The following is a 25,647-nucleotide window of genomic DNA, read 5'->3' as shown; positions in this document are numbered from 1 at the left end:
CGCGATGCGATCCGGGTGACACTCACCGCTCCACGAAGCCGACGAGGCCTCCCCGCGGCGGATCGATGCTCTCGACGACCAGATCCACCCGTCCGGGGGTCGTGCCGGAGCGCAACGCGTCGAGCAGCGCGAGGACCTTGTCACGCGGGCCCTCGGCCACCACGTGCACCCGTCCGTCGGCCAGATTCGACGCCGAGCCGACCAGCCCGAGTTCCAGCGCGCGCGACCGCGTCCACCATCGGAACCCGACGCCCTGGACGTGGCCGTGGACAAATGCCGACAGCCTGACCTGCTCGGTGTTGCCGGCGCCCGGAGTGTTGTCGGTGCTCATGGCGGCTCGCTATTCCGTGGTGATCTTCAGGTCGACCTCGGCGCCGGCCTTGATGGTGCGCCCGACGGTGCAGACGGCGTCGATGGCGCGCCGCACGACGACGAGGAGCCGATCGGCGGCGTCGGCGTCGAGCTCGGAGAGGTCGAGTTCGAGGATCTCCTCGAGGCGCGGGTACACCTCGTTCTCGCGGTCGGCGTCGCCGCTGACGCGGATGGTGGCGTCGTAGTCGTCGCCGAGGCGGCGCGAGAGCGGGCGGTCCGACGCCATGCCGGTGCAGGCGGCGAGCGCGATCTTCAACAGCTCACCCGGGGTGAAGACGCCGTCGACGTCCTGCGACCCGATGAGCACCTCGGCGCCGCGCGAACTGTGCCCGGTGTAGCGGCGGGTTCCGGTCCGCTCGACCCACAGCTCGGTGTGCGCCGGCTCGGCGGCTGGCGTGTTCTGCTCGGTGGTCATGCTCAGGCGAGTCCTCTCAGAAGGCGGGGCGGCTCGGACGCCGCGGACAATAGTAAGGTCCCCGGCCGGGCAGACATTCCCGAGACACCTGCGCCCGCGTCGTGTGGACGACTTCCCGCGCGGCGTCGGCGCCTGTCAGCGGCCGTCCGCGGGGCGGCGCCGCAGGGTGCAGGCCCGAGACGCCACGCCTTCCCTATCGACCCGAGCGGCGCTGACACTTCGGGCAGAAGTACGAGCTGCGGTTCATGAACGACTCCCGGCGCATGATCGTCCCGCACCTCTTACACGGAAGCCCTTCGCGCCCATAGGCGTTCAGTGAGCGCTCGAAGTAGCCAGATTGTCCGTTGACATTGACGTACAACGAGTCGAAGGACGTCCCGCCGACCTCGACCGCCTCGGACATGACCGCGGTGGCGGCATCGATCAGTTCCCGCAACTTCTTTCGGCTGATCGACTCCGCGACCCGGGTCCCGCGCAATCGCGCCCGCCACAGCGCTTCGTCGGCGTAGATGTTGCCGACACCGGAGATGACCGTCTGATCGAGCAGGACGCGTTTGATCTCGGAGTGCTTGGCGCGCATGCGGTCCACGACCACCACGGCGTCGAAGACCGGGTCGAAGGGATCCGGCGCGATGTGCGCGACCGACACGGGCACATCGACGCCGTGGTCGTCGACCACGTAGTCGTCGAGATGCCATCCCCCGAAGGTGCGCTGGTCGACGAAGCGCAGTTCGTTGCCGTCGTCGAGAGCGGCGCGGATGCGCAGGTGGGTGTGGTCGGGGGCGCCCTCACGGGCGATGAGCATCTGGCCGCTCATGCCGAGGTGCACCACCAGAGCAGCACGGTCCGCGGCGTCGGCGACGTCGATCCACATGTACTTGCCGCGACGACGCACACCGGTCGCGTGCTTGCCGGTCAGCCGCCCGATCAGGTCCGGTTCGCCGCCGATGTGGCGGCGCACGGCCCGCGGGTGGAGGACCTCCACAGAGGCCACTGCGCGCCCGTGGAGATGTTTCTCGAGACCCATTCGGACGGTCTCGACCTCGGGGAGTTCAGGCATCTACCAGTGCGATCAGGACGCCGATTCCGACGACGCCTCGGCCTCGGCATCGGCGCCGCGTTCGGTCAGCGCCTTCCACGCGTGGGCGGCGGCCTGCTGCTCGGCCTCCTTCTTGGTGCGGCCCACGCCCTCGCCGAGGTTCTCCCCCGCGACCACCGCGATCGCGGTGAACTCCTTGTTGTGGTCGGGACCCGTCGAGGAGATCTGGTACTGCGGCGGACCGAAACCGCGCTCGGAGCTGAGCTCCTGCAGCGAGGTCTTCCAGTCCAGCCCGGCACCGAGCCGGCCGGCCTTGTCGATGCGCTCGTCGAAGAGGCGCAGGATGACCCGCCGCGACGTCTCGAGGCCGTGGCTGAGGAACACCGCCCCGAAGATCGACTCGAGTCCGTCGGCGAGGATCGAGTCCTTGTCGCGGCCGCCGGTCATCTCTTCTCCGCGACCGAGGTACAGGTACTTGCCGAGGCCTCCCTCGTCGCCGAGACCGCGGGCCACGTCGGCGAGGGCGTGCATGTTGACCACGCTCGCGCGGATCTTCGCGAGTTCACCCTCCGGACGGTCCGGGTAACGCAGGTAGAGCCGTTCGGTGATCACCACGCCGAGCACGGAGTCACCGAGGAACTCCAGGCGCTCATTGGTCGGCAGGCCGCCGTGTTCATAGGCGTAGGAACGATGCGTCAGTGCCAGCGTGAGGAGCTCTTCGGGGATGTCGGTGTCGAGTGCTTCGAGCAGCGCGGCGAACCGGCCGGCCTCGTCGGGCGTCTCAGTCACGGTGCTACCGGTCGCCCTTCGTCTCGTCCCCCGCGTCCCCCTTGTCCTCGGAGAGTTCGGCGAACTTGCCGGCGAGCCCCGCCCACCGCGGGTCGATCACATCGTGCCCGTGACCGGGCTCGGCGACGGCCAGCCGGATCCCGCACACCTGGCAGAGGCCGGGGCAGTCGGGCTCGCACAGCGGCGACATCGGGAGCTCGAGTGCCACCGCGTCGATGATCGCCTGCTCGAGGTCGATCCGGTCGTCGACGATGCGGTGGACGTCGTCTTCCTCGGTCGTCTGCTCGGTGACGCTGTCGGGGTAGGCGAACAGCTCGGTGAGGAACACCGTCACCGTGCCGTCGACGGGCTCGAGGCAGCGCGAACACTGGCCGACGGTCTCACCGCATGCGGTGCCGGTCACCAGGATTCCCTCGCTCACCGACTCGAGCCGCAGGTCGAGGTCGACGTCGGAGCCCACCGGGACGCCGATCATCTCGACGCCGAGACGGACCGTCGTCTCGATGGTCCGGTGCACCTCGGTCATCGTGCCGGGGCGGCGGTTGATCGACCGGACGTCGAGAACGAAGGGGTCGCGCCGCGGGGCGGATTCGCCGCCGGGGGCGGTTTCTGATGTCACAGCATGATCAGACACAAGCTGCACGATACGCCCGGATCACCGAATCATCGACCGCCCCCGGCGGCGTGTGTCGACACCGGGGTCGGCCCTGGTCACACGGCGAGCGGCGAGCCCTGGTCGCGGTCGTAGGAACCGCGGTGCGTGTCACGCGAATGCGTGGCCTCGCGGGTCTCGTCGACGCTGCGCGGGTACTCGACGTAGTCGTGCATGCCGGCGCCGGTCCGCAGCTGGTGGCGTCCGCGGTTCACCGAGCGCAGGGTGCCGGTGAGGATCTCCTCGAATTGCGCCAGCTTCTCGTCGACGTAGACGTCGCAGTCGCCGCGCAGGCGGTCCGCCTCGGCGTGGGCGGCGTCGATGATGCGCTCGGCCTCCGACTTGGCCGCGGCCACGACCTCGGTCTCGGAGACCAGGCGCTGCTGCTCGGCGATGCCGTCGGCCACCGACTTGTCGTAGGTGTTGTTGGCGGCGTCGATGGTGCGCTGGGCCTCGGCGCGCGCCCGGCCGGTGACGGCCTCGAACTCACGTGCGGCGCTGGTCTGCAGGCGGCGGGCCTCCTCGGTCGCGTCCTCGATCAGCGACTTGGAGTGCGCGCTCGCCTCGTCGACCATGCGATCGGCCTGCGCCTTGGCCTCGGAGAGGATGCGGTCGGCCTCGGCGCGGGCGTGCGCGAGGACGGCCTCCGATTCCGAGTCGGCCTTGGCGATGGTGGTCTCGGCGTGCTCGCGGGCGTCGCCGAGCAGGGTCTCGCGCTGGTCGAGGACGTCCTGGGCGTCGTCGAGTTCACCCGGGATCGAGTCCTTGATGTCGTCGAGGAGTTCCAGCACGTCGCCGCGCGGGACGACGCAGCCGGCGGTCATCGGCACGCTGCGCGCCTCCTCGACAATGGCGACGAGCTCGTCGAGAGCCTCAAATACGCGGTACACAGCCACCCCAATCCGGCGCTTGCCTGTTTGCAACAGTTGGTGAATCTGAGGCCATTGTGCCGAATGTTGTGTCTGTGACTGGTGAAGCGCGTGTGGCGTGTCGCGGGTTCCCGCAGGTGATTTCCGACGGAGAACCCGAGACCGGGGAACCGAGAATCAGACCGAGCGCTCTCCGGTGACCTTCGCGACGAGCGCCTTGTGGATGTGCGGCGACAGGAAGGGGGTGACGTCGCCGCCCAGCTTGGCGACCTCCTTCACCAGCGAGCTGGAGACGTGCGCGAAGCGGGGATCGGTGAGGAGGAAGACGGTCTCCACGTCGGCGAGGTCGCGGTTCATCTGCGCCATCGGCACCTCGTAGTCGAAGTCCACCGCCGAACGCAGGCCCTTGACGATCGTGCGGATCGACTCCTGCTTCAGGTAGTCGACGAGCAGCCCCTCCCAGCGATCGACGCGAACGCCGGGGAGGTCGGCACAGTCCTCTTCGATGAGCGCGATCCGCTCGTCGATGCCGAACATCCCCCGCTTGTTCGGGTTGACCACCACCGTGATCACGACCTCGTCGAAGCACGCCGCCGCGCGTTCCACCACATAACGGTGGCCGAGGGTGAAGGGATCGAAAGAACCGGGACACACTGCCGTCGTCATGGCCTGAACTTACCGCCGACGCGTCGACCCGGTGACGCACACCTCAGGCGCCGGTGTACTCGGCGACCTCCACCCGGGTGTCCCCGTAGTTCTTGTCCACCACGATCTCGAAACCCGCCGGCCAGATGTCGTCGTCGGAGCGCGCAGACCGCTCGACGACGACCAGCGCCCCGTCGGCCAGATGGGACCCGGCGAGCAACCGGAGGTCCTCGGCGAGGGCTCCCGCGTCGAGCGAATAGGGCGGGTCGGAGAAGACGAGATCGTAGGGCGTGCCCGACGCGACCGACAGGAACGACGACACCGGCCGGGACACCACCGTGGCGACGCCGCCGATGCCGCACTCCTTCACGTTGCCGGCGATCACCGAGCCGGCCTTGCGCGAGGACTCGACGAATGTGACGTTCGCCGCACCGCGGGAGACGGCCTCGATCCCGAGCGCCCCGGATCCGGCGTAGAGGTCGAGGACCCGCATGCCGTCGACGTCGTATCGCGCCTGCAGGATGTTGAAGACGGATTCGCGCACACGGTCGGATGTGGGACGTGTTCCCTCGCCCGGGACGCGCAACCTTCTCCCCCGCAGCCGGCCCGCGATGATCCTCGTCATGCGGCCATTCTCCCACCCTCCGAACCCCCACATCCCACCTCCGGGTGACACGGCTGTGACCCAATTCACATTGCATGGCTGAGCAGGGGGAAGGTAGTGCTTCGATGGGGCAATTTCTGCCGCTGGGTGACTTCGGTGTGACCCTTCGTTAGCGTCGAAAGCGTTATGAGCCCTTCACAAACAGGAACGGCCCCAACAACTGTCCTCACGGTCGACTATCGGATGCCGACGGTCGCCGACGGAACCCGAATCTGGGAAATCGCTTCGGACTCAAAGGTTCTCGACGTCAACTCGTCGTATGCCTACGTACTCTGGTGCCATGACTTCGCCGAGACGTCCATCGTCGCCGAAGTCGACGGCAATCCGGTCGGTTTCGTCACCGGATACCGCCGCCAGAACGATCCGTCGACCCTGATGGTCTGGCAGGTCGCCGTCGACGATTCGATGCGCGGGCACGGCGTCGCCGCGTCCATGCTGCAGCACCTCTTCGACCGTGCGAACCGGCAGGGAATGGTGGCCATGCACACCACGATCAGCCCGGACAACATCGCGTCGCAGCGACTGTTCGCCTCGGTTGCCAAGGCCCGAGGCCTTCGATTCGAGCGTCGAGATCTCTTCGACGCCAACACTTTTCCGGACTCACACGAGCCCGAGGACCTCTACATGCTCGAACCGGAGATCCCCGAGCCCTGACGGCCCGCGCGCGATCCCGACGCCTCGGTCACGATAGTCAGATCGATCACAGGCGAAATACTCTGTGCCACAACGTTGTTGGCATCACTTGGATAGAAGTGCCGAAATCCGGCATACATTTCGAGAGTTCTGGGTACCCACGGTCGTCGAACCACCACGCCGGAACTCCTGCGCTCACCTTCTACGAGCGCGGTCACAATGAAGAAGGAAGCAGGACATGCAACTTCTCGACACCACCCCTGTTCTCGACAAGACCTTCGACGACTCGGTGTTCACCGCACACGAGTCCGAGGTCCGCAGCTATTGCCGTAACTGGCCGGCCGTGTTCACCACCGCCAAGGGGTCCTACATCACCGACCAGAACGGTCGGGAATACCTCGACTTCTTCGCCGGCGCGGGCTCGCTGAACTACGGCCACAACAACCCGGAGCTGAAGAAGGCTCTGATCGACTACATCGCCGACGACGGCATCACCCACGGCCTCGACATGGCCACCGTCGCCAAGGGCAACTTCATCGAGAAGTTCACCCAGCACATCCTCGAACCCCGCGGGCTGGACTACAAGATCCAGTTTCCCGGCCCCACCGGCACCAACGCCGTCGAGTCGGCGCTGAAGCTGGCCCGCAAGGTGACCGGCCGCGAGTCGATCATCAGCTTCACCAACGCGTTTCACGGCATGACCCTGGGATCGCTGTCGGTGACCGGGAATTCGATGAAGCGCGCCGGCGCCGGCATCCCGCTGGTGCACGCGACGCCGATGCCGTTCGACAACTACTTCGGCGGAGTCGTCGAGGACTTCGCCTGGTTCGAGCGCGTGCTCGACGATTCCGGCAGCGGACTGAACCGTCCCGCCGCGGTGATCGTGGAGACCGTCCAGGGTGAGGGCGGCGTGAACGTCGCCCGCGCCGAGTGGCTGCGCGCTCTCTCCGACCTCTGCCGGCGCCGCGACATCCTGCTGATCGTCGACGACGTGCAGATGGGATGCGGCCGCACCGGCGAGTTCTTCTCCTTCGAGGACGCCGGCATCAAGCCCGACATCGTCACCCTCTCGAAGTCGATCAGCGGCTACGGCCTGCCGTTCGCGCTGACCCTGTTCAAGCCCGAACTCGACGTCTGGACCCCGGGCGAGCACAACGGCACCTTCCGCGGCAACAACCCCGCCTTCGTCACCGCGGCCAAGGCCATCGAGACCTACTGGACCGATGACACCCTCAGCCGCGAGATCCACGAGAAGGGCGACCGCATCCACGAGGTCTTCTCCGACCTCTGCAACCGCTACGACGGCATCTCCACCCGCGGTCGCGGGATGGTCCGCGGCCTGGCCTTCGAGGACCACACCGCCGCCGGCAAGGTCTGCGCGCAGGCCTTCGGAAACGGGTTGCTCGCCGAGACCTCGGGGCCGTCCGACGAGGTCGTCAAGCTGCTCCCGCCGCTGACGATCTCCCGCGCGGACCTCGATCGCGGCCTGTCCATCCTTTCCGACGCAGTCAAGGAGGTGATCGGATGATCGTCCGAACCACCGAAGAGATCACCGGTACCGAGCGCGACGTCGCCGATCCGAAGGGCAACTGGCGCTCCAAGCGCATCGTCCTCGGCGGCGACGGGGTGGGATTCTCGTTCCACGAGACCACCATCAACGCCGGTAGCGTGAACGAGTTCCACTACGCCAACCACATCGAGGCCGTCTGGCTGGTGGAGGGCACCGGGACGCTGCTCGACCGGGAGACCGGTGAGACCTATCCCCTGGCACCCGGCACGATGTACCTGCTGAACGGGCACGAGCGCCACACCGTCACCGCCGACACCCGGATGCGGATGCTGTGCGTGTTCAACCCGCCGGTCGTCGGCACCGAGGTGCACGACGAGAACGGCGTCTACCCCCTCGTCGCCGTCCCGCAGCCGGCCGGCAAGCACGCCGAGGACGCCCCCGTCTCCTGACAACACTGTCTCTCGCCGACGCCATGACCGACCGCTCTCCCGACGGTGCCTCGGCAACGTGAGACCTCGACGAGTGCGCACCCTGCCTATCCTGGGCAGGGTGCGCACTCGTCTTCAGCTCGGTGACATCCCCGTCGAGCCCACCCCGCTCGACGCCGGCGTCGAGGACCGCATCGCCGAGGCCGCCGACATGCTCGCCGGATGCCGGGTGGCGGTCCTGACCGGCGCCGGCATCTCCACCGAGTCCGGCATCCCGGATTACCGCAGCCCGGGTTCGCCGCCGCGCACCCCGATGACGCTGGAGATGTTCCTGTCGTCGCCGGAGTTCCGGCGACACTACTGGGCGCGCAACCATCTCGGCTGGCGTCACATGGACGCCGCGCGCCCCAATTCCGCGCACCTGGCGCTCACCGATCTGCAGCGGGCCGGGCGGGTGTCGACGGTCATCACGCAGAACGTGGACATGCTCCACACCAAGGCGGGGACGCGGGGCGTCATCGAACTCCATGGCTGCTACGGACGCGTGCGTTGTCTGAGCTGTGACTGGCGGATCTCGCGGCATCGGCTCGCCGCACGGCTCGAGTCGCTCAACCCCGGCTTCGCCGAGCGGGTGGCAGGACGCGGCGCGATCGAGGTGGCCCCGGATGCCGACGCGACACTCACCGACACCTCGGACTTCGTGATGATCGACTGTCCGCAGTGCGGCGGCATCCTCAAGCCCGACATCGTCTACTTCGGCGAAGCGGTACCCAAACCCCTTGTAGAGCAAGCATTCTCCGTCGTCGACGACGCCGACGCCCTACTCGTGGTCGGGTCCTCGCTCACCGTCATGTCGGGGCTGCGGTTCGCCCGGCGAGCGCACCGCGCAGGAAAGCCCATCGTCATCGTCAACCGCGGGCACACGCGCGCCGACGAGCTCGCGACACTCAAGATCGACCACCGGGCCGGGGTCGTGCTGCCGGAACTGTCGCGCGCGGCCGAGCCCGGTCAGCGGGCGACGACCACCAGGTCGTCGGCGTGAACCACCGGGCGCTGCAGATCCGGGGGTAGCTCGTCGGTGTGGCGGCCCAGCATGGACGTCACGTCGTCGAAGTCGTACGAGGCGACGCCGCGGGCGACCACCCGGCCGTTCTGGTCGACGAGCTCGACGACGTCGCCGGAGAAGAACCGGCCGTTCACCCCGGTCACACCGGCCGCGAGGAGCGACCGACGCCTGCGCGACACGGCCGCGACCGCACCGTCGTCCAGGACGATCTGGCCGCTGGCGTCGGCGGCGTGCCGCACCCAGAATCGGCGTGCGGACAAGCGTTCGGGCCGGGCGGCGAACACCGTCCCGACCGAGGCGTCGGCCAGCGCCTGCGCCGCCGAGGACGCCGCCGCCAGCAGCACCGGCACTCCGGCATCCGCGGACAGGCGGGCGGCGGCCAGTTTCGAGGCCATGCCGCCGGTGCCGAGCGCGCCGCCGGAGCCGGCGATCACACCGTCGAGGTCCTCGGGTCCGTTCACCTCGGGGATGAACTGGGCTCGGCGGCCGTCGACGCCGACCTTGCGGGGATCACCGTCGTAGAGGCCGTCCACATCGGAGAGCAGGATGAGCGCGTCGGCACCGGAGAGGTGCGCCACGAGCGCGGCCAGCCGGTCGTTGTCGCCGAAGCGGATCTCGTTGGTGGCGACGGTGTCGTTCTCGTTCACGACGGCGACGGCACCGAGGGAGCGCAGGCGATCGAGCGTGCGCTGGGCGTTGGCGTGATGGCTGCGGTTGTTGATGTCGTCGGCGGTCAGCAGGACCTGCCCGACGGTGCGCCCGTAACGGGCGAACGAGGTGCCCCAGGCGTGCGCGAGCGCCAGCTGGCCGACGCTGGCCGCGGCCTGCTTGGTGGCGAGGTCCTTGGGACGCTTCTTCAGCCCGAGCGGGGCGAGACCGGCGCTCACCGCGCCGGAGGACACCACGATGACATCCGACCCGGCGCGCATCCGCGCCTCCAGGGCGTCGGCGAGGGCGTCGAGCCGGTCGCGGTCGAGCCCCTCGTCGAGGTCGGTCAGCGCCGACGAGCCGATCTTCACCACGACGCTGCGCGCGTGTGCGATCTGCTCCCGCACGGTGGGGAACCCGATGCTCGTCTCCGCGGTCACGACAGGTCCTGCTCTCCGTCCTCGAGCGCCAGCCCGCGCCGCAGGCGGCGGGCCTGCTTGCGTTCGGCGGCGCCCACGCGTTCGTTGCGCTCCAGGCGGATGTCGGTGCCACGCCCGGTCAGCGGCACCTCGTCGCCCACCGGGGTGGTCGGCTCCCAGTCGAAGGTGACGTCGCCGATGGTGACCGGCGCACCCGGCTGGGCGCCCAGCTTGACCAGTTCGTCCTCGACGCCGAGGCGGTTGAGCCGGTCGGCCAGATAGCCGACGGCCTCGTCGTTGTCGAACTGCGTCTGCCGGATCCAGCGCTCGGGGCGCGCGCCCCGCACGATGAACCCACCCTCGATCTCGGGATCGGGAAGGATGGTGAAACCGGCGTCGTCGATCGCCTTGGGCCGGATGATCGCCCGGCGCGGCTGCTTGGCGGGCTGGGATTCCCGGTACTCGCGGACCATCTTCGCCAGCGCGAAGGTCAGCTCGCGCAGGCCCTCGTGCGACACCGCTGAGATGCGGAAGACCGGCCAGCCGCGTTCGGCCAGTTCGGGTTCCACGAGATCGGCGAGTTCCGCGGCGTCGGGCACGTCGATCTTGTTCAGGATCACCACACGCGGGCGCGAGGCGAGGTCGTCGAGGCCGTGGTCGGCGTCGAGCGCGGGCTTGTACGCCGCGAGTTCGGCCTCGAGGGCGTCGATGTCGGAGATCGGGTCGCGTCCGGGTTCGAGGGTCGCGCAGTCGACGACGTGTGCGAGCACCGCGCACCGCTCGAGGTGGCGCAGGAACTCCAGACCGAGGCCGCGCCCGGTCGAGGCGCCGGGGATGAGGCCGGGGACGTCGGCGATGGTGAACACGTCGCCCGCGGTCTGCACGACGCCGAGGTTCGGCACCAGGGTGGTGAACGGATAGTCGGCGATCTTCGGCTTCGCCGCCGACAACACCGACACCAGCGAGGACTTGCCCGCCGACGGGAAGCCCACCAGGCCGACGTCGGCGACGGACTTCAACTCGAGGACCAGCGAGCGCTGCTCGCCCTCCTCTCCCAGCAACGCGAAGCCAGGGGCCTTGCGCGCCTTCGACGCCAGGGCCGCGTTGCCGAGACCGCCGCGACCGCCCTGGGCGGCCTCGAACTCGGTTCCCTCCCCCACCAGGTCGGCGAGAATGGTGCCGTTCTCGTCGAGGACGACGGTGCCGTCGGGCACCTTCAGGATGAGGTCCTCGCCCTTGGCGCCGTCGCGGTTGTCGCCCGCGCCGGGTTTGCCGTTGCTCGCCTTGGCGTGCGGACGGAAGTGGAAGTCGAGCAGGGTGTGGACCTGCGGGTCGACGACGAGCTTCACCGAGCCGCCGTTGCCGCCGTTGCCGCCGTCCGGGCCGCCGAGAGGCTTGAACTTCTCCCGGTGGACCGAGGCGCAACCGTGGCCACCATTGCCCGCCGCGACGTGAATGGTCACGCGGTCGACGAACCGTGACATCGAACTTCCTTACTTCCGTGGAAAAAAGACAGGGCGGGCCGGGTACGCGATGACCCTGCCCGCCCTGTGTAAAGGCTTGTGTGCCGGAGTGCTCGGGTCAGACCTGAGCGGTTTCCGGGACGATGTTGACCGTCTTGCGGCCACGCTTGGTGCCGAACTCCACCGCGCCCGAAGCGAGGGCGAACAGGGTGTCGTCGCCGCCGCGGCCGACGTTCACGCCCGGGTGGAACTTGGTGCCGCGCTGACGGACCAGGATCTCGCCGGCGTTCACCTGCTGGCCGCCGAAACGCTTGACGCCGAGTCGCTTGGCGTTGGAATCGCGACCGTTGCGCGAGCTGGATGCGCCCTTCTTATGTGCCATCTGTCAGTCCTCCTGAGGTCTTCGCGAAGCTGATCGAACTACTTGATGCCGGTGACCTTCAGGACCGTCAGCTTCTGACGGTGGCCCTGGCGCTTGTGGTAGCCGGTCTTGTTCTTGAACTTGTGAATGCGGATCTTGGGGCCCTTGACGTGCTCCACGACCTCGCCGGTGACCGAGATCTTGGCCAGCTCGTCGGCGTCGGTGGTCAGGTTCGAGCCGTCGACGACCAACGCGACCGGCAGCTTCACCTCGGTGCCGGGTTCCCCGTCGATCTTCTCGACCTTGACAATGTCGCCCTCAGCGACCTTGTACTGCTTACCGCCGGTCTTGACGATCGCGTACGTTGCCATCGAAGTTCTTCCTCTTACTCGTCTGGTCGGGCCCTTCGCCAGCGCCGGGCGCTTTCGAAGGCGTTCGTGTAGTGCATGCCGGCGCGGGCCGCAATCCACCCAGTCATGGCGACCGGGAGTGGCTGCAGATCACACCAGAGGGCCTGCCACGGGATTCGCACCGTGGCTGTTGCCGAGTCACAGCTCAGCACAGAACAGCGCAGACCCTCCGCGGGAGGCGACCTTTCAAGGTTACGGGAACGGCGGTGGCCGGGTCAAACTCGGCCCGCCGCCCCTTCACCTCGAACGATCAGTCGTCGGCCGGGGGCGGCCCCGCAGGCCGTCCGGCCGTCCGACGCCGCGGACGACGCCGGACCGCGACAACCGGTTCGGCAGGGTCCGGCGAGATCGGCCCGAAGGTTGTCGTCGGCTCCGGGGCCGGTGCTGCATCGGATGCGGTCATGATGACGTTCTCCGGCGCGGTGGTCGTCTGCACCGGACGGCGCACGGCGCGGCGACGACGGCGGGTGGTCGCGGCGGGCTTGTCGCCGGTCTCGGGCGCCTCGCCGGCCGGTTCGCGTGCGGCCTGCGACTCCGGTTCCTGCTCGACCACCGGCGTGCTGTCGGCGGCCTCGTCGGCTTCCGCAGCGGTGCCCTCCGACTGCTCGCCCTCCGACCGCTCGCCCTCGGCCTTCTCGCCCTCGGCCGTCTCGGCCTCGGTCTCGTCGCCCTCGGCTGTCGCGGCGCCGGCCTCGTCGACCTTGGCCCCACCGACCTTGGCCCCATCGGCCTTGGCCTCGTCGACCTTGGTTTCAGCGGCCGTGGTCTCAGCGGCCTTGGTCTCAGCGGCCTTGGTCTCGTCGCCCTTCGGACCGGCCGCGCGCTTCTCGGCGCGGGTCTCCCCCGCCTCGGCGACCGCCTTGCCCTCGGCTGCCGAGCTCTCCTCGACCCGGACCTCGTCGGCCCGGGCCTGCACCTCCTCGACGTGCTCACCCTCGTGATCCTCGTCGTGGTGGTGCGCGGCCATGGCGCGGAACAGCGGGTGCTCGGCGGCCGGCTTGTGCGGCGGCAGCGCCGCCGGCTTCGCCTCCGGCGCGGCCGGCTCGGACTTCTTCTTGCCTCGGCGCGACCGCTTGGAACCGCCCTCGGCGCGCGCCGAGTCGTCGGGTCGGACCTCGACCGGGTTCTGGTGGACGATGAGCCCACGCCCGCCACACGCGGTGCACGTGGTCGAGAAGGCCTCGAGCAGGCCGGTGCCCAGGCGCTTGCGCGTCATCTGGACCAGGCCGAGCGAGGTCACCTCCGACACCTGGTGGCGGGTCCGGTCACGGGCGAGCGCCTCGGTGAGACGCCGCAGCACCAGATCGCGGTTCGACTCGAGCACCATGTCGATGAAGTCGACGATGATCATGCCGCCGATGTCGCGCAGGCGCATCTGCCGCACGATCTCCTCGGCCGCCTCGAGGTTGTTGCGGGTGACCGTCTCCTCGAGGTTGCCGCCCGAACCGGTGAACTTGCCGGTGTTGACGTCGATGACCGTCATCGCCTCGGTGTGCTCGATGATCAGCGTGCCGCCCGACGGCAGCCACACCTTGCGGTCGAGCGCCTTGGCCAGCTGCTCGTCGATGCGGTGAACGGCGAACGAGTCCGGTGCGTCGGCGTGCGGCTTGCTGAACTTCTCCACGCGCTCCATGAGGTCGGGAGCCACCGAGCTGATGTAGCCCTCGACCAGGTTCCATGCGTTGTCGCCCTCGACGACGAGCTTCTTGAAGTCCTCGTTGAAGAGGTCGCGCACCACCCGCACGAGAAGGTCGGGCTCCTCGTAGAGCGCCTTGGGCGCCGTCGAGCCGCTCTTCTTGGCCGTCTCGACCGCTTCCTCGATGGACTTCCACTGCGCCTCGAGACGGGCGATGTCCGCACCGAGCTCCTCGGCGCTCACGCCTTCGGAGGCGGTGCGGATGATGACGCCGGCGTCGTCGGGGACGAGCTTGGCCAGGATCTGCTTGAGCCGCTTGCGCTCGACGTCGGGCAGCTTGCGGCTGATGCCGGTCGACGAGCCGCCGGGCACGTACACGAGGTAACGACCGGCCAGTGAGATCTGGGTGGTCAGGCGGGCGCCCTTGTGACCGACCGGGTCCTTGCTGACCTGCACCAGGACGTTGTCGCCGGGCTTGAGCGCCTGCTCGATCTTGCGGGACCCGCCGTCGAGTCCGGCGGCGTCCCAGTTGACCTCGCCGGCGTAGAGCACGCCGTTGCGGCCGCGGCCGATGTCGACGAACGCCGCCTCCATGCCGGGCAGGACGTTCTGCACGCGTCCGAGGTAGATGTTGCCGACCATCGACGCGGAGTTCGCGGTGGTGACGAAGTGTTCGACGAGGACGCCGTCCTCGAGCACGGCGACCTGGGTGTAGTCCTCGACGGGCTGGTGGTCGTCGGCGTCGACGATGCGGCTGTTGGCGCTGCGCTCGCGCACCACCATCACCCGGTCGACGGCCTCGCGGCGCGCGAGGAACTCCGACTCGGTCAGGATCGGCGGGCGGCGACGGCCGGCGTCGCGGCCGTCCCGGCGGCGCTGGCGCTTGGCCTCGAGCCGGGTGGAACCCGAGATCCCCTGGACCTCGTCACGGGCCCGCTTGCTGCGGGGCTCCCGCTCGTGCACGACGGTGTTCGGCGGATCGTCGGGCGAGCCCTCGTCGGGCTCGGAGACACCCTTGCGACGGCGACGACGACGACGGCGACGCGTCGACGACACCTCGCCCGAGTCCGAGCCCTCGGAGTCGGAGCCCGACTCGTCGTCGGACTCTGCGCCCTCGGAGTCGTCCTCGGCCCCGCCGTCCTTGTCCTGCGCGTTCTTGTCCCCGGTTTTGTCCTGGTTGCCCTTCTTGGCGTCCTTGCTCGCGGTCTCGGAGTCGCCGGACTCCTTGTCCTGCGATTCCGAGGACTCGTCCGTGTCGGACTCGCCGCCCTGAGACGCAGACGACGAGCGACGGCTGCGCCGGCGACGTCGACCGGTCGGGGCGCCCTCGCCGGAGTCGGAGTCCTCCGACCCCGTGGCGGACTCCCCTGCCGATTCGTCGGCGGACTCCCCCGCCGCGTCGTCGGAGTCATCGGAGTCCGACGAGTCGCCGTTGGTCGAGTCGTCGTTGTTCTCGGCGTCGGCGCCCTGGTCGCCGCGACCGCGGCCACGACCGCGGCGTCCCCGGCGACGACGGCGGCTACGGCCCGAACCCGATCCCGAATCGTCGGAGTCGTTGTCGGACTCGGAGTCCTTGTCCTCGCCGGTTCCGGTGCCGGTCGTCGCGGTGTCGGTCGTCGCGGTGTCGGTCGTCCCGGTGCCGGTGTCGGTCGTCTCGGCGTCCGGGGTGTCCGTGCTCGAGTCCTCGGCGGTCACGCGACCGGCCGCGGCCTCGCCTCCGACCTCGTCGGCGGTGTCCTCGTCCACCTCGTCACCCGGAGCCGGGGGCTGCGGCGGGAGGAACAGGGGTGCGACGTCGAACGGCGTGTTCGTGGGGACCGGCGCCGTGACGATCGGCTCGTGGTACTGCGTCGAGGCCGCCGAGAACAGGCTCAGCGGCTCGTCGGCGGGAGTGGGCTCGCCGGCCGGGCCCTGTTCCGGCTCGGCCTCGTCGGAAGCCTCCTTGCCGGCCGAGGCCGCGTCGGCCGCTTCTGACGCCGACTCCTCGGCAGCGGTGTCGGCCGCCCCTTCGGCGGGGGCCTGCTCAGCCGCGGGCTCCTCGGCAACCGGTTCCGCGGAGGGGGCCTCCGGTTCCGGAGCCGTCGCGGCCTCGGCTGCCTGCTCCTCGGCCCGGGCGGTCTCGGCCGCAGGCTCGGCGGCGGCAACCTCCTCGGCGGGGATGTTCGCCCGGACCCGTTCGGCCACGGCCTGCGCCAACTCACGGTCGACGCTTGATTGGGGGCTGCGTGTCTGCACGCCGAGCGTGGCCAGGTGGGCCAGCACCTGTCGGCTCGTCAGCCCCAGGAAGCGGGCCAGTGCGTGCACACGAAGTTTGCTGGGAAATTCCTCCACCGGTTCCGACGCTGCGTTCGCGTCAGCCGGTGACCCGTTGTCGGTCACTCAGTCTCCTCGAACCCCCGGGCGCGTCGGGCTGACGCGGCCACGCGAGGGTCTGCTCTGTGTCCCGGCCACGCGGGCCGGTGTTGTGTGGTCTGCGCGTAGTCGTGCTGGACCTGACTTTCCGGTCAGCAGAGAACGCTCTTGCTGTGTCGATGACCGCATCCCGGGCGCCTTCCACGCCACCGGGCACAGGGCAATACCTGAGTCTCGGCTGCTGGCAGCAGCCAAACCTCGGCGGGGTCAGCTGTGGTTTGAGCATCGCGGTGCAGCTGGCCGCACCGCGAGGCGCCGAACCTAGGCGCGTCATCCGGCCACCGTCGACAAAGTGTGTCGGCGATAACTGTGCAAGTATCCCACACGGCGGCCGGATGGCCGCAAAGTATGCGCTTTACGCAAGCGCGCGTCGGAGAAGAGACGAGAGAATCAGCCGGCGAGTCCGGGGAACCAGAGGGCGATCTCACGCTCGGCCGATTCCGGCGAATCGGATCCGTGGACGATGTTGTACTGGGTCTCGAGGGCGTAGTCACCGCGGATGGTGCCGGGCACGGCCTTCTCCACCGGGTCGGTGCCGCCGGCGATCTGACGGAAGGCCGCGACCGCACGGTGCCCCTCGAGGACCATGGCGACCAGCGGGCCGGAGGTGATGAACTCCAGCAGCGACGGATAGAAGGGCTTGCCCTCGTGTTCGGCGTAGTGGCCGCGGGCCACCTCGTCGCTCGCGGTCTTCAGTTCGAGGGCGACGATGGACAGGCCCTTGCGCTCGATCCGGCTGATGATGTCGCCGACGAGGTTGCGCTTGACGCCGTCGGGCTTGATGAGTACGAGAGTGCGTTCAGTCACGACAGACACCTTAACGACCGGCCCGATGCCGCCTCCCGGCAGGCGAGGCCCGATCGGGAGAGCCGCGATCAGGAGCAGTACTCACCTGCCACCGGGAAGAAGCCGTAGTTGAACAGGTTGCCCGACGTCGATCGGGGATCGATGACGACCTGCAGGCAGCCGCCGGGCGAGGCCAGCGCACCGGTGAGGGCCAGATCGAACTGCTGGGCCAGGCCGAGGTTGGCCGGCTTGTACTGCGCCGGAACCGGCAGCGTCGCGATCGCCTCGGGTGCGTTCATCCCGGCCAGCTGCTTGGTGATCGCGTGGGTCGCGACCCAGCCGAATTCGCCGCCGGACACGGGGACCGGTGCGTCGGCCGTGGGCACCGTGAACGCCGCGATCGCCTCGGGGGTCTGCTCGGGGGCGGGATCGGCGGCCGCGACAGCGGGAGCGCCGAGGGCGACGGCTGCCGCGCCGAGGAGTGCCGCGCAGGCGAGCGAGCGGGTGCGATCGGAGCGGGCGGGGGTGCGGGAGAGCAGGAACTGCACGTACGTCCTCACGTCGGGTGTGTCGTCACGATCGGGTCGCGACAGGAAGCGGCCGGGCGGAACTCCTCGGCTCCCCCACGGCATGCGCCATTGTCGCAGCAACACCGCCTGTGCGGCACGCTTCGGCGATAACGGTCCGGACACAGGTCTTGCGGCTGGCGAAGCGCCGCCTGACCAACGTTGACCGTCCGCCGGGACGTTCAGTCGATCGGTTCCTGACCCGGGAGCTGCCCCTGCTCGATCCGCTTCTCGACGTCGAGCTTCACATAGCGGATGTAGAGCCACACCGACCCGAACACGAGACCGACCGCCGCGATGGACCAGTGGAAGAGGCCTCCGACGATCACCGCGACCTGCAACGCGAGGTCGAGGTTGAGCGCCCACGGCCGCCCCTGCATGCCCGAGGCCAGGATCATCAGCACGAGGAGGACCGTGAGGTACCCGCCCGACAACCAGGTCAGGCCGCCGCCGAGCCGCCACACGATCGGGAACGCCAGGATCACGACGATGACCTCGAGGATCATCGTCCCGGCCATCACGCCGCGCAGGCCCTTCCACGGATCGGTGGTCGGCGGGGTGTAGCGGGTCATGTGGGTTCCTTGTTGAACAGTGTGCGTGCGGCACCGGCGGTGACGACCGAACCGGTGATGACGACCCCGGCGCCGGAGATGCGTTCGCCGTCGGCCTCCTCGGCCAGTGCGATCGCCTCCTCGACGGCGTCGGGCAGGAAGGGCTTGACGACGACGCGGTCCTCGCCGAACACCTCGTGTGCGTACTCGGCGAGCGTCTCCGGGTCGAGCGCCCGCGGCGAACCGTTGTCGGTGACGACGATCATGTCGAAGACGGGCTCGAGTGCCTCGAGCAGCCCGCGCGCGTCCTTGTCCCCCAGCACGCCGACGACGCCGACGAGCCGGCGGAAGTCGAACTCCTCGGCCAGCGCCTGCGCGAGGGCGGCGGCGCCGTGCGGGTTGTGCGCCGCGTCGGCGAACACCGTCGGGGCGCTGCGCAGGCGTTCGAGCCGTCCGGGACTCGAGACCGACGCGAAGCCGCTGCGGATCGCGTCGACGTCGAGCTGCCGATCGGGCCCCGCGCCGAAGAACGCCTCGACCGCTGCGAGCGCGACCGCCGCGTTGGCCGCCTGGTGCGCGCCGTGCAGCGGCAGGAAGACCTCGTCGTAGACCCCGCCGAGACCCTGGATGGTGAGCATCTGGCCACCCACGGCGAGCACCGAGTCGAGCACGGCGAACTCCGAACCCTGGCGCGCCACGACGGTTCCCGCCTCCACGGCGGCCCGCAGCAACACGTCCATGACCTCGGGCGCCTGCTCGGCGATGATGGTCACCGGGTCGACGGCCCCGATCGCGTCGGGGTCCCCGGGCTTGATGATGCCCGCCTTCTCCCCGGCGATCGCGGTGAGCGAGTCACCCAGGTAGTCGGCATGGTCCATGGCGATCGGCGTGATCACCGAGACCGTCCCGTCGATGACGTTGGTGGCGTCCCAGCGTCCGCCCATCCCGGTCTCCACCACCGCGACGTCGACCGGAGCCTCCGCGAAGACGGCGTACGCCATCGCGGTGAGCACCTCGAACTTGCTCATCCGCGGACCGCCCGACGCGGTCGAGCTGTCGTCGACCATCGTGATGTAGGGCTCGAGCTCGCGATAGGTGTCGATGTAGGTCCGCGCCGGGATCGGCTTGCCGTCCACCGAGATCCGCTCCGTGACCCGCTGCAGGTGCGGGCTGGTGATGCGGCCCGTGCGCCGGTGCAGCGCGAGCATCAGCGCGTCGATCATGCGCGTCACCGACGTCTTGCCGTTGGTGCCGGCGATGTGGATCGCCGGGTACGCGCGCTGCGGCGACCCGAGCAGGTCCATGAGCGCCGAGATCCGGGTCAGCGACGGCTCGATCTTCGTCTCCGGCCAGCGGGTGTCGAGTTCGGCCTCGACCTCGGCGAGCTCGGCGAGGTCCTCGGGGCTGTCGCCGGCCCGCAGCGGTTCGGGGGCCGGCGCCGGTTCCTCGTCGTCCAGCAGCGACGACAGACCCAGCGGATCCTCGCCCACGACGGCGGGATCCTCCTCGGGGAAGCCGTTCTCGTCGCTCACGCTCGCCCGGCCAGACTCGCCAGCTTGGCCTTCAGCCGCTCGACCTCCTCGGCGGCGATCCGCTGCCGCTCACGGATCTTGTCGACGACGTGGTCGGGCGCCTTCGCCAGGAACTGCTCGTTGCCCAGCTTGCCCGACGTGGTCGCGAGTTCCTTCTCGGCGGCGGTCAGGTCCTTGGTGAGGCGCTTGCGCTCGGCCTCCACGTCGACCGTGCCCGAGGTGTCGATGGCGACGGTGACCGTGCCGACCGACAGCCGCACCTCGATGGTCGCGGTGGCCCCGAAGTCGGGTCCGGCCGCGTCGAGGCGGGCGAGGCTCTGCACGAACGGCAGCAGCGGTTCGAGTCCCGACTCCCCCAGGCCCTCGAACTGCGCGGCCACCCGCTGGCCCGGGCGCAGGCCCTGGTCGCTGCGGAATCGGCGCACCTCGGTGATGAGTTTCTGCAGGTCGGCGATGCGGGCGGCCGAATCGGCCGACCAGTCGCGGCCCGACGGGGCCGGCCACTGCGCGACGACCAACGACTCGCCGCCGGTCAGCGCCTTCCACAGCACCTCGGTGACGAACGGCATGACCGGGCTCAGGGCGCGCAGCAGCGGCTCGAGCACCGCTCCGAGCACGATCCGCGTGTTCTCCGAACGCGCCTCGTCGTTCTCGGCGAACTGGACCTTCGCCAGTTCCAGGTACCAGTCGCACACCTCGTCCCAGGCGAAGTGGTAGAGCGCCTCGCACGCCTTGGAGAACTCGTAGGCCTCGAAGCCGGCGTCGACCTCGGCCAGGACCTCGTCGAGGCGACCCAGGATCCAGCGGTCGGCATCGGTGAGCTCGGCGGCGTCGGGCAGGTCGGCGATCTTGGCGCCGTTCATCAGCGCGAACTTCGTCGCGTTGTACAGCTTCGTCGCGAAGTTGCGCGACGATTGTGCGTGGTCCTCGCCGACCGAGATGTCGGCTCCCGGGTTGGCGCCGCGGGCGAGGGTGAACCGCAGGGCGTCGGCGCCGTAGCGCTCCACCCAGTCGAGCGGGTCGATGCCGTTGCCCTTGGACTTCGACATCTTGCGGCCGTGCTCGTCGCGCACGAGCCCGTGCAGGAACAGGTTGTGGAACGGGACCTTCTTGTCCGACCCGAGATCCTTGCCCACGTAGGTGCCGAACATCATCATCCGGGCCACCCAGAAGAACAGGATGTCGTAACCGGTCACGAGGACCGAAGTGGGATAGAACTTCTCGAGGTCGGCGGTCTCGTCCGGCCAGCCCATCGTGGAGAACGGCCACAGCCCCGAGGAGAACCAGGTGTCGAGGACGTCGGTCTCCTGGACGTAACCCTCCGGCGCTTCTTCGTCGGGACCGACGCAGATCACGTCGCCGTCGGGGCCGTACCAGATCGGGATGCGGTGGCCCCACCACAGCTGACGCGAGATGCACCAGTCGTGCATGTCGTCGACCCAGGCGAACCAGCGCGGCTCCATCGACTTCGGGTGGATGACGGTCGAGCCGTCGCGGACGGCGTCGCCGGCGGCCTTGGCCAGCTCGAAGACCTTGACCCACCACTGCATCGACAGGCGCGGCTCGATGGGCTCACCGGTGCGCTCGGAGTGCCCGACGCTGTGCAGGTACGGACGGACCTCCTTGACGATGCGCCCCTGCTCGGCGAGGGCCTCGCGCACCTTGACGCGCGCCTCGAAGCGGTCCATGCCGTCGAACTGCGTTCCGGTGCCGGCGATCCGGGCCGACTCGTCCATGATCGTCGGCATCGGCAGGTTGTGCCGCTGGCCGATCGCGAAGTCGTTCGGGTCGTGTGCGGGGGTGATCTTGACCGCGCCGCTGCCGAACTCGGGGTCGACGTAGTCGTCGGCGATGACCGGGATGGTGCGGTCGAGGAACGGGTGCGGCAGCTCGGTGCCGACGAGGTGCTTGTACCGCTCGTCGTCGGGATGCACGGCGATCGCGGTGTCGCCGAGCATCGTCTCCAGACGGGTGGTGGCCACGACGATGTGCGGCTCGTCGTCGTTCAGCGAGCCGTAGCGGAAGCTGACCAGCTCGCCCTCGACGTCGGCGTAGCTGACCTCGATGTCGCTGACCGCGGTCTTGAGGACCGGCGACCAGTTGACCAGGCGCTCGGCCTGGTAGATCAGCCCGTCGTCGAACATCTTCTTGAAGACGGTGTGCACGGCGCGCGAGAGACCCTCGTCCATCGTGAAGCGCTCGCGCGACCAGTCGACGCCGTCGCCGAGGCGCCGCATCTGCTCGCCGATGTTGCCGCCGATCTCCGCCTTCTCGGCCCACACCCGCTCGATGAAGGCCTCGCGGCCGAGATCGTCGCGGGTCTTGCCCTCGGCGGCGAGCTTGCGCTCGACCATCGTCTGCATCGCGATCGCCGCGTGGTCCATGCCGGGCAGCCAGAGCACCTCGTAGCCCTGCATGCGCCGGCGACGGCAGAGGGCGTCCATGAGGACGTGCTCGTAGGCGTGACCCATGTGCAGCGACCCGTTGACGTTGGGCGGCGGGATCACGATCGAGAACGGGGGCTTGTCACTCGTCGCGTCGGCGGTGAAGTAGCCGGCATCTACCCAGCCCTGGTAGAGGGCCGACTCGTGCTCGGCCGGGTCCCAAGATTTCGGCAGGTCGTTCTCGGGCAGCGCGGATGTCGGGTCGAGTGATGTCACGGGCGCCATTCTATGTTTCCGCCGGGTGTGACCTCGCCGCCGGTCCCGCCCCGGCGCGGCCGGTCCCTACCGCGACACCGCACGCAGCCGGTGCAGGTCCTCGGGCGCGTTGACGTTGACGAGCCAGTCCGGCTCCGACACCCCGACGCGATGGGTGGTGAGGGCCTCGATGGCGCCGAGCATCCGCCGCTCGCCGCCGGCGACGAGATCGGCTATCACCGGCGCGGTGTCGGTGCGGTAGATCCCGGCCATCGGGTGGTCGCGCTGGGCGTCGCGGGCGATCACCGCCTGGGTGGAGCCGGTGAGTCCGCGCCGCAGCTCGTCGATCAGTCCCGGCGCGATGAGCGGCATGTCGGTGGCGCAGACGAACGCGTACTGCGCGCCCGCGTCGGCGGCCGCGGCCAGGCCGGCGACCAGCCCGCCGAGCGGGCCGACGCCCTCCTGCTCGTCGGTCACCCAGCGCACGCGGTCGCGATCGATGCCCGGGGCGGCGCGACCCCGGATGTCGTCGATGCCCTGGTATGCCGCGGACCTCTCGCCCGCCACCACCAGGACCGGGTCGCATCGCTCCTGCAGCACCCGCACCACCCGGGCCAGCATCGGCTCGCCCTCCCAGTCCAGTGCGGCCTTGTCGCTGCCCATGCGGCGTGATCGGCCACCGGCCAGGACGATGCCCGCCAGGCGGATGGATTCCGGATTCGGGGTGTCTTGAGTCACAACCAACAGTCTGCGCGAAACCCCGTCACCGCGGGGCAAGATGGTCATCATGAGCCCCTCCCCCCAGGGTGACCCCCGCACCACCGAGCCGTCGATCACCGAACCCCGCGAGGTCCACCGCAAGCATCCCAAGACGTGGGCCGCCGGCGTCCCCGCCGTGGCGGTCGCACTCAAGCGCGGACTCGAGCAGATGGGACCCGTGCGCACCGCGCAGACGCTCTTCCACCTCAACCAGCGCAACGGTTTCGACTGTCCGGGCTGCGCCTGGCCCGAGACCCCCGGCCATCGCAAGCACGCCGAGTTCTGCGAGAACGGCGCCAAGGCCGTCGCCGAGGAGGCGACCCGCCGCGCCGTCACGCCCGAGTTCTTCGCGCGGCACGGCGTCGAGGACCTGCGGACCCGGAGTGGCTACTGGCTGTCGCAGCAGGGGCGCCTGGCCCACCCGATGTACCTGGCCCCGGGCGACACCCACTACCGGCCGGTGAGTTGGGACGAGGCCTACGGGATCATCGCCGACGAGCTGGGCGCGCTCTCGTCCCCGGATGAGGCGGTCTTCTACACGTCGGGCCGCACCAGCAACGAGGCGGCGTTCGTCTACCAACTGTTCGCCCGGAGCCTCGGCACCAACAACCTGCCCGACTGCTCGAACATGTGCCACGAGTCGTCCGGCGCCGCGCTGGGCACGTCGATCGGCATCGGCAAGGGATCGGTGACCGTGCCCGATCTCGAGGCCGCGGACCTGATCCTGATCGCCGGCCAGAACCCGGGCACCAACCATCCCCGCATGTTGGCGACCCTGGAGAAGGCCAAGCACAACGGGGCGCGGATCGTCGCGATCAACCCCCTGCCCGAGGCCGGCCTGATGCGGTTCAAGGACCCGCAGAAGGTCGGCGGCGTCCTCGGTTCCGGCACACCCCTCGCCGACGACTTCCTGCAGCTCCGCCTCGGCTCGGACATGGCGCTGTTCCGCGGGGTCGCGCGACTGCTGCGCGACGCCGAACGCGCCGCCCCGGGAACCGTCTTCGACCACGAGTTCCTCGACGAGCACTGCGCCGGGGTGGACGACTACCTCGCCCTGCTCGACGACGTCGACCTCGACGAGGTCGCCGACATCACCGGCCTGACCCGCAAGCAGATCGAGGACCTCGCCGATGCGGTGCGCACCTCGCAGCGCATCGTGCTGTGCTGGGCGATGGGACTCACCCAGCACCGTCACGCCGTCGCCACGATCGCCGAGGGCACCAACGTGCTGCTGCTGCGCGGCATGATCGGCAAGCCCGGCGCCGGACTGTGCCCGGTCCGTGGGCATTCCAACGTGCAGGGCGATCGCACGATGGGCATCTACGAGAAGATGCCGGAATCCTTCCTGGCCGCCCTCGACGCCGAGTTCGGCATCACCAGCCCCCGCAAGCACGGCTACGACACGGTCGCGGCCATCAAGGCGATGGCCGCGGGCCGGGTCCGGGTGTTCATGGCCATGGGCGGCAACTTTGTGTCGGCGACCCCGGACACCGAGGCCACGGCCGCCGCACTGGGCAAGTGCGCGCTGACCGTGCACGTCTCGACCAAGCTAAACGAGTCACATCTCGCCACAGGCCGCCACGCCCTCATCCTGCCGACCCTCGGCCGCACCGACCTCGACGTCGTCGACGGTGTGCCGCAACGGGTTTCGGTGGAGGACTCGATGTCGGTGGTGCATCTGTCGCGCGGTTCCCTTCCGCCGGTCTCCGACCAGCTGCGCAGCGAGGTCGCCATCGTCTGCGAGCTCGCGCAGCGCGCCTTCGGGACCGATCACGCGGTGCCTTGGGCGCAGCTCATGTCCGACTACGACGTCATCCGCGATCGGATCGAGCGGGTGATCCCGGGGTTCGAGGACTTCAACATCCGAGTCCGGCGCAGCGACGGCTTCGTGCTCCCCCATCCGCCGCGCGACAGCCGATCGTTCGACACCCCGGACGGGAAGGCGCATTTCGCGCACCATCCGCTCGAGTGGGTGCCCATCCCCGAAGGCCGGTTGATCCTGCAGACGCTGCGCAGCCACGACCAGTACAACACCACCGTCTACGGGCACGACGACCGTTATCGCGGCATCTCCGGCAACCGGCGCGTGGTCATGGTCAACCCGGCCGACATCACCGCGCTCGGCCTCCGCGACGGCCAGCACGTCGACATCGTCTCGGAGTTCCGGGGCTCCGACGGCCTCGAGGAGCGTCGCGTGCACGACTTCGAGATCGTGGCCTACGACACCCCGCGGGGCAACGCCGCGGCCTACTACCCGGAGACCAACCCGCTGGTCCCGCTCGACTCGGTGGCCAAGGAGTCCAACACCCCGGTGTCCAAGGCGGTGGTCATCCGACTCGAACCGGCTTGAGCGCTCCCCTACGAGAAAAGAATCCCCGCCCGG

Annotated in this window: 24 protein-coding genes; 5 read left to right on the top strand and 19 right to left on the bottom strand. The window is 69.3% G+C overall.

The features are described 5' to 3' along the window. Positions 1-22: 22 nt before the first annotated feature. The 8 genes from GP2_RS00590 to rsmD form a co-directional block, all read right to left on the bottom strand. Positions 23-331: an acylphosphatase gene (locus GP2_RS00590; RefSeq protein WP_006898494.1), complete on the bottom strand. Its 309-nt coding sequence runs from the start codon at positions 329-331 to the stop codon at positions 23-25. A gap of 9 nt (positions 332-340) precedes the next feature. Next, positions 341-787: an OsmC family protein gene (locus GP2_RS00585; protein ID WP_006898493.1), complete on the bottom strand. Its 447-nt coding sequence runs from the start codon at positions 785-787 to the stop codon at positions 341-343. A gap of 193 nt (positions 788-980) precedes the next feature. Next, the gene (mutM, locus tag GP2_RS00580) at positions 981-1,847 is read right to left on the bottom strand and encodes a bifunctional DNA-formamidopyrimidine glycosylase/DNA-(apurinic or apyrimidinic site) lyase (RefSeq protein ID WP_006898492.1); all 867 of its coding nucleotides are present in this window, start codon (positions 1,845-1,847) and stop codon (positions 981-983) included. A gap of 12 nt (positions 1,848-1,859) precedes the next feature. After that, the gene (gene rnc / locus GP2_RS00575) at positions 1,860-2,615 is read right to left on the bottom strand and encodes a ribonuclease III (RefSeq protein ID WP_006898491.1); all 756 of its coding nucleotides are present in this window, start codon (positions 2,613-2,615) and stop codon (positions 1,860-1,862) included. Positions 2,616-2,619: 4 nt separating this feature from the next. Further along, the gene (locus GP2_RS00570; protein WP_006898490.1) at positions 2,620-3,234 is read right to left on the bottom strand and encodes a YceD family protein; all 615 of its coding nucleotides are present in this window, start codon (positions 3,232-3,234) and stop codon (positions 2,620-2,622) included. A gap of 92 nt (positions 3,235-3,326) precedes the next feature. Continuing rightward, positions 3,327-4,157: a DivIVA domain-containing protein gene (locus tag GP2_RS00565; protein ID WP_006898489.1), complete on the bottom strand. Its 831-nt coding sequence runs from the start codon at positions 4,155-4,157 to the stop codon at positions 3,327-3,329. 156 nt (positions 4,158-4,313) lie between these two features. Then, a complete protein-coding gene (gene coaD / locus GP2_RS00560) occupies positions 4,314-4,802 on the bottom strand; it encodes a pantetheine-phosphate adenylyltransferase (protein WP_006898488.1) in 489 nt (162 codons plus the stop codon). Positions 4,803-4,845: 43 nt separating this feature from the next. Further along, positions 4,846-5,406, bottom strand: a complete 561-nt coding sequence (gene rsmD / locus GP2_RS00555) for a 16S rRNA (guanine(966)-N(2))-methyltransferase RsmD (RefSeq protein ID WP_040526089.1) — start codon at positions 5,404-5,406, stop codon at positions 4,846-4,848. Positions 5,407-5,571: 165 nt separating this feature from the next. On the opposite strand from rsmD, the gene ectA reads away from it, so the two are divergent. The 4 genes from ectA (at position 5,572) to GP2_RS00535 (ending at position 9,058) form a co-directional block, all read left to right on the top strand. Beyond that, a complete protein-coding gene (gene ectA / locus GP2_RS00550; RefSeq protein ID WP_006898486.1) occupies positions 5,572-6,099 on the top strand; it encodes a diaminobutyrate acetyltransferase in 528 nt (175 codons plus the stop codon). Positions 6,100-6,316: 217 nt separating this feature from the next. Then, a complete protein-coding gene (ectB, locus tag GP2_RS00545; RefSeq protein WP_006898485.1) occupies positions 6,317-7,606 on the top strand; it encodes a diaminobutyrate--2-oxoglutarate transaminase in 1,290 nt (429 codons plus the stop codon). Beyond that, a complete protein-coding gene (locus tag GP2_RS00540) occupies positions 7,603-8,037 on the top strand; it encodes an ectoine synthase (RefSeq protein WP_006898484.1) in 435 nt (144 codons plus the stop codon). Before ectB ends, GP2_RS00540 begins: the two co-directional genes overlap by 4 nt. Before the next feature lie 100 nt (positions 8,038-8,137). Continuing rightward, a complete protein-coding gene (locus GP2_RS00535) occupies positions 8,138-9,058 on the top strand; it encodes an NAD-dependent protein deacetylase (protein WP_040526087.1) in 921 nt (306 codons plus the stop codon). Here GP2_RS00535 and proB read toward each other — a convergent pair. The 11 genes from proB to mobA form a co-directional block, all read right to left on the bottom strand. Continuing rightward, positions 9,025-10,170, bottom strand: a complete 1,146-nt coding sequence (proB, locus tag GP2_RS00530; protein WP_006898482.1) for a glutamate 5-kinase — start codon at positions 10,168-10,170, stop codon at positions 9,025-9,027. The two genes, GP2_RS00535 and proB, sit on opposite strands and share 34 nt — an antisense overlap. After that, on the bottom strand, positions 10,167-11,633 hold the full coding sequence (gene obgE / locus GP2_RS00525) for a GTPase ObgE (RefSeq protein ID WP_006898481.1): 1,467 nt from the start codon (positions 11,631-11,633) through the stop codon (positions 10,167-10,169). Before obgE ends, proB begins: the two co-directional genes overlap by 4 nt. A 97-nt stretch (positions 11,634-11,730) precedes the next feature. Further along, positions 11,731-11,994: a 50S ribosomal protein L27 gene (rpmA, locus tag GP2_RS00520; RefSeq protein ID WP_006898480.1), complete on the bottom strand. Its 264-nt coding sequence runs from the start codon at positions 11,992-11,994 to the stop codon at positions 11,731-11,733. Between the two features lie 38 nt (positions 11,995-12,032). Next, positions 12,033-12,344, bottom strand: coding sequence for a 50S ribosomal protein L21 (rplU, locus tag GP2_RS00515; protein WP_006898479.1), 312 nt, complete (start codon positions 12,342-12,344; stop codon positions 12,033-12,035). Between the two features lie 289 nt (positions 12,345-12,633). After that, a complete protein-coding gene (locus GP2_RS00510) occupies positions 12,634-16,398 on the bottom strand; it encodes a translation initiation factor IF-2 N-terminal domain-containing protein (RefSeq protein WP_006898478.1) in 3,765 nt (1,254 codons plus the stop codon). Positions 16,399-16,821: 423 nt separating this feature from the next. Further along, entirely contained in the window at positions 16,822-17,238 is a 417-nt protein-coding gene (gene ndk, locus GP2_RS00505) for a nucleoside-diphosphate kinase (protein ID WP_006898477.1), read from the bottom strand. A 68-nt stretch (positions 17,239-17,306) separates the two neighbouring features. After that, complete coding sequence (locus GP2_RS00500) at positions 17,307-17,765, bottom strand: hypothetical protein (RefSeq protein ID WP_006898476.1); 459 nt, start codon at positions 17,763-17,765, stop codon at positions 17,307-17,309. A gap of 200 nt (positions 17,766-17,965) precedes the next feature. Beyond that, positions 17,966-18,355 (bottom strand): DUF4233 domain-containing protein, encoded by a 390-nt coding sequence (locus GP2_RS00495; RefSeq protein WP_006898475.1) that lies wholly within the window; start codon positions 18,353-18,355, stop codon positions 17,966-17,968. Beyond that, positions 18,352-19,866, bottom strand: coding sequence for a bifunctional tetrahydrofolate synthase/dihydrofolate synthase (gene folC, locus GP2_RS00490; protein WP_006898474.1), 1,515 nt, complete (start codon positions 19,864-19,866; stop codon positions 18,352-18,354). The genes GP2_RS00495 and folC overlap by 4 nt, the downstream gene beginning before the upstream one ends. Then, the gene (locus GP2_RS00485; protein ID WP_051997129.1) at positions 19,863-22,535 is read right to left on the bottom strand and encodes a valine--tRNA ligase; all 2,673 of its coding nucleotides are present in this window, start codon (positions 22,533-22,535) and stop codon (positions 19,863-19,865) included. The genes folC and GP2_RS00485 overlap by 4 nt, the downstream gene beginning before the upstream one ends. 57 nt (positions 22,536-22,592) lie before the next feature. Beyond that, positions 22,593-23,243, bottom strand: a complete 651-nt coding sequence (mobA, locus tag GP2_RS00480; protein ID WP_006898472.1) for a molybdenum cofactor guanylyltransferase — start codon at positions 23,241-23,243, stop codon at positions 22,593-22,595. 49 nt (positions 23,244-23,292) lie between these two features. Between mobA and GP2_RS00475 the strand changes: the two genes are divergently transcribed. Beyond that, a complete protein-coding gene (locus tag GP2_RS00475) occupies positions 23,293-25,614 on the top strand; it encodes an FdhF/YdeP family oxidoreductase (protein ID WP_006898471.1) in 2,322 nt (773 codons plus the stop codon). Positions 25,615-25,647: the final 33 nt, after the last annotated feature.

The organism is Gordonia paraffinivorans NBRC 108238, assembly GCF_000344155.1.
Classification (GTDB): Bacteria; Actinomycetota; Actinomycetes; order Mycobacteriales; family Mycobacteriaceae; genus Gordonia; species Gordonia paraffinivorans.
This window is presented reverse-complemented; position numbering and strand designations above follow the sequence as displayed.